General features: G+C 66.8%; 8 protein-coding genes. 3 read left to right on the forward strand and 5 right to left on the reverse strand.

Features of this window, described 5'->3' with window-relative positions; genetic code table 11:
- The 4 genes from A5697_RS08840 to A5697_RS08855 all read right to left on the reverse strand — a co-directional run.
- Positions 1-1,239: ABC transporter family substrate-binding protein (locus A5697_RS08840; RefSeq protein WP_231972022.1), on the reverse strand; the 1,239-nt coding region annotated here is incomplete at its 3' end.
- Positions 1,240-1,306: 67 nt separating this feature from the next.
- Positions 1,307-3,145, reverse strand: a complete 1,839-nt coding sequence (locus A5697_RS08845; protein WP_068009780.1) for an ABC transporter ATP-binding protein — start codon at positions 3,143-3,145, stop codon at positions 1,307-1,309.
- Positions 3,142-4,068, reverse strand: a complete 927-nt coding sequence (locus tag A5697_RS08850) for an ABC transporter permease (RefSeq protein ID WP_067951079.1) — start codon at positions 4,066-4,068, stop codon at positions 3,142-3,144. Before A5697_RS08850 ends, A5697_RS08845 begins: the two co-directional genes overlap by 4 nt.
- A complete protein-coding gene (locus A5697_RS08855; RefSeq protein ID WP_068009782.1) occupies positions 4,065-5,042 on the reverse strand; it encodes an ABC transporter permease in 978 nt (325 codons plus the stop codon). Before A5697_RS08855 ends, A5697_RS08850 begins: the two co-directional genes overlap by 4 nt.
- Positions 5,043-5,178: 136 nt before the next feature.
- Here A5697_RS08855 and A5697_RS08860 point away from each other — a divergent pair, with 136 nt between their 5' ends.
- Positions 5,179-5,670, forward strand: a complete 492-nt coding sequence (locus A5697_RS08860; protein ID WP_067951102.1) for a carbonic anhydrase — start codon at positions 5,179-5,181, stop codon at positions 5,668-5,670.
- Positions 5,671-5,749: 79 nt separating this feature from the next.
- Here A5697_RS08860 and A5697_RS08865 read toward each other — a convergent pair whose 3' ends face one another.
- Complete coding sequence (locus A5697_RS08865) at positions 5,750-6,181, reverse strand: PaaI family thioesterase (protein WP_067951075.1); 432 nt, start codon at positions 6,179-6,181, stop codon at positions 5,750-5,752.
- A gap of 112 nt (positions 6,182-6,293) precedes the next feature.
- On the opposite strand from A5697_RS08865, the gene cysD reads away from it, so the two are divergent.
- On the forward strand, positions 6,294-7,280 hold the full coding sequence (gene cysD / locus A5697_RS08870) for a sulfate adenylyltransferase subunit CysD (RefSeq protein WP_156673224.1): 987 nt from the start codon (positions 6,294-6,296) through the stop codon (positions 7,278-7,280).
- On the forward strand, positions 7,280-8,671 hold a 1,392-nt coding region (locus A5697_RS08875), incomplete at its 3' end, for a bifunctional sulfate adenylyltransferase subunit 1/adenylylsulfate kinase (RefSeq protein WP_068009783.1). The genes cysD and A5697_RS08875, both read left to right, overlap by 1 nt.

Below are 8,671 nucleotides of genomic sequence, written 5' to 3' on the forward strand. Positions count from 1 at the left end.
CCCGCTGCCGGCCCTGGCGACGAGGTTTAGCTTGACGCCGATCTGGGCGAGACTGTGCTGCGCGATCTGGGCGAACTGGCGGCTGCCCTGGGCGTCGTAGAACAGGTCGCGGATGACCAGCGGGCGGCCGTCCTTCTCGCGGAATTGGCCGTTGAGCTTCCAGCCCAAGGCGTCGAGCTCCCGCTTGGCCGCGTCCGGGTCGTACGGGAGGACGGCGCTGTTGTCCTGGTAGCCCTTCTGCCCCGCGACATAGATGTGGTTGCCCAGCGCCACTGGATCGCTGGTGAGGCCGTATTGGACGACCTTGGCGATGGTGCGCCGGTCGATGCCCTTGGCTACGGCGAGGCGCAGCGCCCTGTCGGCCAGGATCGATCCGGGGGCCCCGTTGAACGTGAAGTGCGACCACGCGGGGGCCGGGGCTCGCCGGATCGAGATTCCCTTCGTGCGCTGCGCGATGGTCAGCTGGTCGACCGTACCGACGCCCGATGCGTCGATGGTGTTGTTCTGCAGTGCGGGCAGCCGCGCGGCGTCATCCAGCACCAGATAGGTGATGTTGTCCAGGCGGGGACGGGCGCCCCACCATTTCGGGTTGCGGGACAACACGATCCGTTGGGTGGTGCGGTCCAGCGACGTGACGATGAAGGGGCCGGCAGACGGGCCGGGCCCATCGAGTTGGCCCTTGTTGAACGCCTCCGGCGTGGCCGTGACGCTCTTGGGCAGCAACATGCCGTTGCCGGCGAACATGCCGCGCCACTCGGCGTACGGTTTGGCGAAGGTCATGACGGCCTGCCGGTCGTCGACACCCCGGGTGACCGACGCGACCCGGTCGGCTCCGCCGGGTCCCGCGATCTCGAACGTCTTGTCCGCTCCGCTCAGCGCGTGGATTTGGCTGGCGATGTCTTCCCACGTGATCGGGGTGCCGTCGGACCACACCGCCTTCGGGTTGATCGTGTAAGTCACCACCTGCGGTGCGGTGCCGGTGAGTTCGACGCTGGTGAAGTAGTCGGTGTCGACCGTGGTCGAGCCGTCGGCGCCGATGATGAATGCCCGTGGCAACGTGGCCTTCATCATGGCGGCCACTTCCGCCGAATTGCCGTCGATGTGCAGGATGTTGAAGTTGGGCGGAAAGTCGCTGAGCGCCAGCCGCAGGCTGCCGCCGTCCCGCAAGGTGGCGGGGTCCTGGGGGTTGATATCGCTGGTCGTGCCGATCTCGGCGGCGTTATGTCCGGTTTCCGGCATGACGTTGATGGCCGGTGAGCAGCCGGAGAGCGTAAGCGCCACAACGAGAACCGCCGTCGCGGCCCGCCTAGACACGGTTGCCCGGATCCGGTTGTGGCACGGCGCCCAGAAGCCGCCGGGTGTATTCGTGCTGCGGATTGCCGAACACCTGCTGGCTGTCGCCCTGCTCGACGATCGCACCGGCATACATCACCACCACCTGGTGAGCAAGGTGTTTGACCACCGAAAGGTCATGGGAAACAAACAGATACGACAGGCCGAACCGCTCCTGCAGGTCGAGCAGCAGGTTGATGATGCCGGCCTGGATGGAGACGTCGAGAGCGGACACCGGCTCGTCGAGCGCCAGGATCTTCGGTTGCAATGCCAGCGCCCGGGCGATGCCGATGCGCTGCTTCTGCCCGCCGGAGAACTCGGCCGGATAGCGGGCGGCGTCGGCCCGGCGCAACCCCACGATGTCGAGCAGCTCTGCGACGCGCGCGTTGGTCTGGTCGTTGTCGAAGCCGTTGGCCAGCAACGGTTCGGCGATCAGGTCGAACACCGGTAGGCGGGGGTCCAGCGCGGCCACCGGATCCTGGAACACCACCTGAAGGTCGCGCCGCAACGATCGCCGGCGGGAGGCGCTCAGGGTGGCGACATCGCTACCAAGCACTTCGATCGAGCCCGATTGCGGCGCAACGAGCTCCAGGATCTCGTGCAGGGTGGTCGACTTGCCGGAGCCGGACTCGCCGACGATGCCCAGCGTGCGGCCCTGGCGCAGCTCGAAACTGACACCGTCGACCGCGCGGACCTCACCGACGGCGCGGCGCAACAGCACGCCCTTCGTCAGCCGGTACGTCTTGACCAGATCGCGCACGCGCACGACGACCGTCGAGTCACCGGATTCGATTCGGGGGGCTTCCGTGTTGACCCCGTAGATGTCCGCGGCGCTGCGCCCGTTCACCCGGTCGGTGCGGATGCAGGCCGCGCGGTGATCCACCCCGACCGGGAGCAACTCCGGTTCGTCCGCGCGGCATTCGTCGATGACCAGAGGGCAGCGCGGCGCGAAGGGGCAGCCGGGCTCCAAGCTCACCAGCGACGGGGGCGCGCCGGGGATTGGGACCAGCCGAGTGCCCTGGGCGGCGTCCAGCCGGGGAACGGAGCCCAATAGCCCAACGGTGTAGGGCATTCGGCGAGCGCGGTAAAGGTCGTGCACCCCGGCGGATTCGACGACCCGGCCGGCGTACATCACCAGCGCCCGGTCGGCGAACTCGGCGACCACGCCCAGGTCGTGGGTGATGATCAGCACCCCCGCGCCGGTGACGTCGCGCGCCGTCTTGAGCACCTCGAGGATCTGCGCCTGCACGGTGACGTCCAGCGCGGTGGTGGGTTCGTCACAGATCAGCAGATCCGGGTCGTTGGCGATCGCGATCGCGATGACCACCCGCTGTCGCTCGCCGCCGGACAGCTCGTGCGGAAACGCCCGGGCGCGGCGTTCCGGCTGCGCGATACCGACCAACTCGAGCAGCTCCACGGCGCGCCGGCGGGCTGCGTTCTTGCCCACGTGCGGCTGGTGAATCGCTATCGCCTCGGCGATCTGGTCGCCGACGGTGTAGACGGGCGTCAGCGCGGACATCGGGTCCTGGAACACCATGCCGACCGTCTTGCCGCGAAACCGCGACATCGCCTCGTCCCCGAGGCCCAGCAACTCGGTGTCGTGCAACCGCACCGAGCCTCGCACCCGCGCGTATTCCGGCAGCAGGCCCATCACCGCCATCGCCGAAACGGACTTGCCCGAGCCCGATTCGCCGACCATCGCCACAACCTCACCCGGGGCGATGCTGTAACTGATGCCGCGCACCGCGGTCACCGTTTGGCCGTCCGTCGGAAAGGTGACGGCCAAGTCGCTCACCTCGAGCAGCGCGCTCACCGGGCGCCACCTCGCAGCATGCCGCTGCCGGGATCCAGCGCGTCGCGCAGGCCGTCGCCGGTCACGTTGGCGCACACCAGGATCAACACCAACACGCCCGCCGGAAACAGGAACACCCAGGGGAAGGTGGTCGCGGACTGGGTGCCATTGGCGATCAGCGTGCCCAGTGACACGTCGGGCGGCTGAATGCCGAAACCGAGAAAGCTGAGCCCGGTCTCGGCCAGGATGGCCGAGGCGACGTTGAGGGCGGCGTCGATGATCAAGATGGAGGCCACGTTCGGTACCACGTGGCCGAGGATGATCCCTCGGCTGGACACCCCCATGTACCTTGCGGCCCTGATGAATTCGCGTTCACGCAGACTCATGGTCATGCCGCGCACCATGCGTGAGCTGATCATCCAGCCGAATCCGGCCAGCAGCAAGACGAGCATCAGGATGTTGGCCGAGCTCTTGGTTCGCGGTGTGACAATCGCGATGAGGATGAAGCTGGGCACCACCAGCAGCAGGTCGACCAGCCACATCAGCGCGCGGTCGCGCCAGCCGCCGAAATAGCCGGCGATCGAACCGACGGTGGCGGCGATGCCGGTTGAGATGACCGCCACGCAGACACCGATCAGCATTGACTTCTGCATGCCGCGGAGGATTTGCGCCAGCAAGTCCTGCCCGAGTGCGTTGGTGCCCAACCAGTGCCGGCCGTTCGGCGGTTGCAGCAGGGCCTCGAAGTCGAGGTCGTCATAGGAATACGGCAGCACCGCAGGCAGCGTGTAGCAGCCGACGAAGAGCAGCACCAGCAGCGTCAGCGACACGACGGCCAATCGGTTGCGAACGAACCTGCGTAGCACGAGGGTCCGGCGCGAGGTGAATCGCGATGCCTTCGGGTCCGAGAGTCCCTGAGCGCCTTCCACTTTGGGCTCGGTTGTCATGACACCCGCACCCTCGGATCGAGAGCGGCGTAGAAGACGTCGGAGAGTAGCCCGGCCAGCAGCACCACCGTGCCCGAGAACAGTGTGATCGCGGCGATTATGTAAGTGTCCTGTGTGGCGATGCCCTGCACCAGCCATTCACCCATGCCATGCCAGCCGAAGATCTTTTCGACGAACACCGCACCGGTGACCAGCCCGGCCACCCCGTAGGCGAACAGGGTGGCCAACGGTATCAGCGCCGTACGCAGCCCGTGTTTGACCAACGCGCGCCGGCGAGTGAGCCCTTTGGCGCGCGCGGTGCGAATGAAATCCTGGCCCAGAACGTCGAGCATCGCGTTGCGCTGATAGCGGCTGTATCCGGCGGCGGCGGCCAAGGTCAGGGTCAGGGTGGGCAGGATCAAATGCCGCAACCGGTCCACCAACTGGTGTCCGAGCCCGCCGCTCACCCCGGGCGAGGTTTCGCCGGTGTAATCAAACAACTGCACACCCAAAGCCCAGTTCACTCGCAGTGCAGCCAGGATCAGCAGGCTGGCGATGACGAACGTCGGGGTGCTCAGGACCAGCAGCGCCACCATGGTGACGAGGCGGTCACTGAGTCGGTATTGGCGGATGGCTCCCCAGGCGCCGGCCACGATGCCCAGTACCGTGCCGGCCAGCGACCCGACGACCAGGAGCCGCAGGGTGACCCCGACGCGGCGCCAGAGGGTGGCGCCGACGGGCTGTCCGGTGATCGTCTTGCCGAAGTCGCCGCGAACCGCGTGCGAGGCCCACTGCGCGTAGCGGATCGGTATCGGCTTGTCCAAGTTGAGTGCGTGAGCTTTGGCGTCGATCACCGACTGCGGCGGCCGAGGACTGCGCTGCAACAGGCTGTCGAGTGGCCGGAACGCGACCGACGTCAGGCAGAACGTCAGAAACGACGCCAGCGCCAGCAGCACGACGTAGTTCAGCAATCGGCGCGCCAAGAAGCGGATCATCCCCGACCGCACCGCCCGCCTCGCATTGGGACAGGTTAACGAGCCGGCCCCGTCCTTGTGATCCGGCTGATTCTCATGAGTGAATTACGAGTGGTTCGTTGCTACTTTCGGGCCGCGATATCCCGAGGAGGCGTGCGTGACGGTTACCGATGACTACTTGGCGAACAACGCCCAATACGCGAGCGGTTTCCATGGCCCGCTGCCGATGCCGCCGAGCAAACACGTGGCGGTGGTCGCGTGTATGGACGCCCGGCTCGACGTCTACCGCCTCCTCGGCCTCAACGAGGGGGAGGCGCACGTCATCCGCAACGCCGGCGGGGTCGCCACCGACGACGTCATCCGCTCGCTTGCGATCAGCCAGCGGCTGCTGGGGACCCGGGAGGTCATCCTGATCCACCACACCGACTGCGGGATGCTGACGTTCACCGACGACGACTTCAAGCGCGCGATCCAGGAGGAGACGGGCCTCAAGCCGCCGTGGGCGGCCGAGGCGTTCCCCGACGTGGGCGAGGACGTCCGGCAGTCGCTGCGCCGCATCGACAACAGCCCGTTCGTCACGAAGCATGTCTCGCTTCGCGGGTTCGTCTTCGACGTCGCCACGGGCAAGCTCGAGGAAGTGGCGCTCTAGCGTCGCCCCCTGCGCCGAGCGTGTTCTCAGGGCGAGAAATTGCCCATTTTTGCGCCCTGAGAACACGTTCGGCGATGTTCTAGCCGACCTTGTAAGTGGCGAGGGCCTTCGCGACGAGCTGGCCCTGCGCGTCGACGAGCTCCGCCTCGCAGTTGACCAGCGACCGGCCGCGCCGCAGCACCCGGCCGACCCCGATCACGTCGGTGGCCCGGGCGGGGGCCATGAAGTCCAACGCCATCGACACGGTGACGCCCCGCAGTTCCGGTGGCGCCTCGGCCCCGCACCACGCCGCCGCCATCACGGTGACATCGGCGAGCGTGGCGATAGCGCCGCCATGGACCATGTCACCGATCGTGACGTTCGACGGGTCCCACGGCAGACGCAGCCTGACCTCGTGCTCCTCCAGTTGGTCGGCGACGATGCCCAGCTTCGTGACGAACGCCGATTGGAAGAGGAATTCCGCGATGACGTCGCGGCCGCTCGGGCCGGCCGGCGCAGGGTCAGAGGTCATCCCTTCATGCTGTCGCACCAGGCATCGGCCGGAAAGGGTGGCCGCCGGTCTTGACCCGATACGTCCCATGGCCGTCCTCCCCACTTGACAACCGTCGGCGCGAACTGATGCTATGGAGGGCAAAGCTGCCAAATATGACCGATTCAACCAGGTTTACTCCGAGGAAGCTATGACCAGCGATCTGAAAGCGGCCCCCACCGCCGGCCAGTACGAGTTGAGCCATCTGCGCTCTTTGGAGGCCGAAGCGATCCACATCATCCGGGAGGTGGCCGCCGAGTTCGAGCGGCCCGTGCTGCTGTTCTCGGGGGGCAAGGACTCCATCGTCATGCTGCACCTGGCGCTGCGGGCGTTTCGGCCCGGGCGGTTGCCGTTCCCCGTGATGCACGTGGACACCGGCCACAACTTCGACGAGGTGATCGCCACCCGTGACGAGCTGGTCGCCGAGCACGGCGTGCGCCTGGTGGTCGCCTCGGTCCAGGAGGACATCGACGCCGGGCGCGTGGTCGAGCCAAAGCAGGGTCGCAACCCGATCCAGACCGTGACGCTGCTGCGCGCCATCCGGGAGAACAAGTTCGACGCGGCGTTCGGGGGAGCGCGCCGTGACGAGGAGAAGGCCCGCGCCAAGGAGCGGGTGTTCAGCTTCCGAGACGAGTTCGGCCAATGGGACCCGAAGGCGCAGCGGCCGGAGCTGTGGAACCTCTACAACGGTCGGCACCATAAGGGCGAGCACATCCGGGCCTTCCCGCTGTCGAACTGGACCGAGTTCGACATCTGGTCCTACATCGGCGCGGAGAACATCGGGCTGCCCTCGATCTATTACGCCCATCGGCGCAAGGTGTTCCGTCGCGACGGCATGCTGCTGGCGGTCGATCGGCACATGCAGCCGCGCGACGACGAGCCGGTGTTCGAGGCGACGGTGCGTTTCCGCACCGTCGGGGACGTCACCTGCACCGGATGCGTGGAATCGGAGGCGTCGACGGTGGAGGAGGTCATTGCCGAGACGGCGGTGTCCCGGCTGACCGAACGCGGCGCGACCAGGGCCGACGACCGGATCTCGGAGGCCGGGATGGAAGACCGCAAACGGCAGGGGTACTTCTGATGGCCACACCCACCACGCTGCTTCGCCTCGCCACCGCGGGTTCCGTCGACGACGGCAAGTCCACCCTGATCGGCCGCCTGCTCTACGACTCCAAGGCCGTCATGGAGGACCAGTGGGCGGCGGTGGAACAGACGTCCAAGGATCGTGGCCACGATTACACCGACCTGGCCCTGGTGACCGATGGCTTGCGCGCCGAACGCGAGCAGGGCATCACGATCGACGTCGCCTACCGCTATTTCGCCACTCCCAAGCGGAAATTCATCATCGCCGACACCCCGGGCCACATCCAGTACACCCGCAACATGGTGACGGGCGCGTCGACCGCCCAACTCGTGATCGTGCTCGTCGATGCCCGGCACGGCCTGCTGGAGCAGTCCCGCCGGCACGCCTTCCTGGCCTCGCTGCTCGGCATCCAGCACATCGTTCTCGCCGTCAACAAGATGGACCTGATCGGTTGGGACAGAGACAAATTCGAGGCCATCCGGGACGAATTCCACGCCTTCGCCGCCCGCCTTGATGTGCACGACGTGGCCACCATCCCGCTTTCCGCACTGCACGGCGACAACGTGGTGACCAAATCGGACCAGACGCCCTGGTATGAGGGTCCGGCGCTGCTGTCGCACCTGGAGGAGGTCTACATCGCCGGTGACCGCAACCTGGTCGACGTGCGTTTCCCCGTCCAGTACGTCATCCGGCCGCACACCCGCGAGCATCAAGACCACCGCAGCTACGCCGGCACCGTCGCCAGCGGTGTCATGCGTCCGGGAGACGAAGTCGTCGTTCTGCCGGTCGGCAAGACCACCCGCATCACCGCGATCGAAGGCCCGAACGGTCCAGTGGAGGAAGCCTTTCCACCGATGGCCGTGTCGGTGAGCCTTGCGGATGAGATCGACATCTCGCGGGGTGATCTCATCGCCCGGACCAACAATCATCCCCGCGTCACGCAGGAATTCGATGCCACCGTGTGCTGGATGGCCGACGACGCTGCGCTGGAGCCCGGCCGCGACTACGTCATCAAGCACACCACCCGTACCACGCGCGCGAGGGTGACCGGGCTGGACTACCGGCTCGACGTGAACACCCTGCATCGCGATAAAGCGGCAACGGCATTGCAGCTCAACGAGCTTGGCCGCATTTCGCTGCGTACCCAGGTGCCGCTGCTGCTCGACGAGTACACCCGCAACGCCAGCACCGGTTCGTTCATCCTGATCGACCCGCACACCAACGGCACCGTGGCCGCGGGCATGGTGCTGCGCGACGTCTCGGTGCAAACGGCGAGCCCCAACACCGTGCGGCACAAGTCGTCGGCCGTCGCCGAAGCCCGGCCGCGGGGCAAGACGGTGTGGTTCACCGGCCTGTCCGGTTCCGGCAAATCATCGGTGGCCATGCTG

The organism is Mycobacterium sp. E3251, assembly GCF_001666835.1.
GTDB lineage: Bacteria > Actinomycetota > Actinomycetes > Mycobacteriales > Mycobacteriaceae > Mycobacterium.

Coding starts and splice junctions, on each gene's coding strand:
- cysD (WP_156673224.1), top strand. CDS start 6,294: ATGGAGGGCAAAGCTGCCAAATATGACCGATTCAACCAGGTTTACTCC.
- A5697_RS08855 (WP_068009782.1), bottom strand. CDS start 5,042: ATGATCCGCTTCTTGGCGCGCCGATTGCTGAACTACGTCGTGCTGCTG.
- A5697_RS08865 (WP_067951075.1), bottom strand. CDS start 6,181: ATGACCTCTGACCCTGCGCCGGCCGGCCCGAGCGGCCGCGACGTCATC.
- A5697_RS08850 (WP_067951079.1), bottom strand. CDS start 4,068: ATGACAACCGAGCCCAAAGTGGAAGGCGCTCAGGGACTCTCGGACCCG.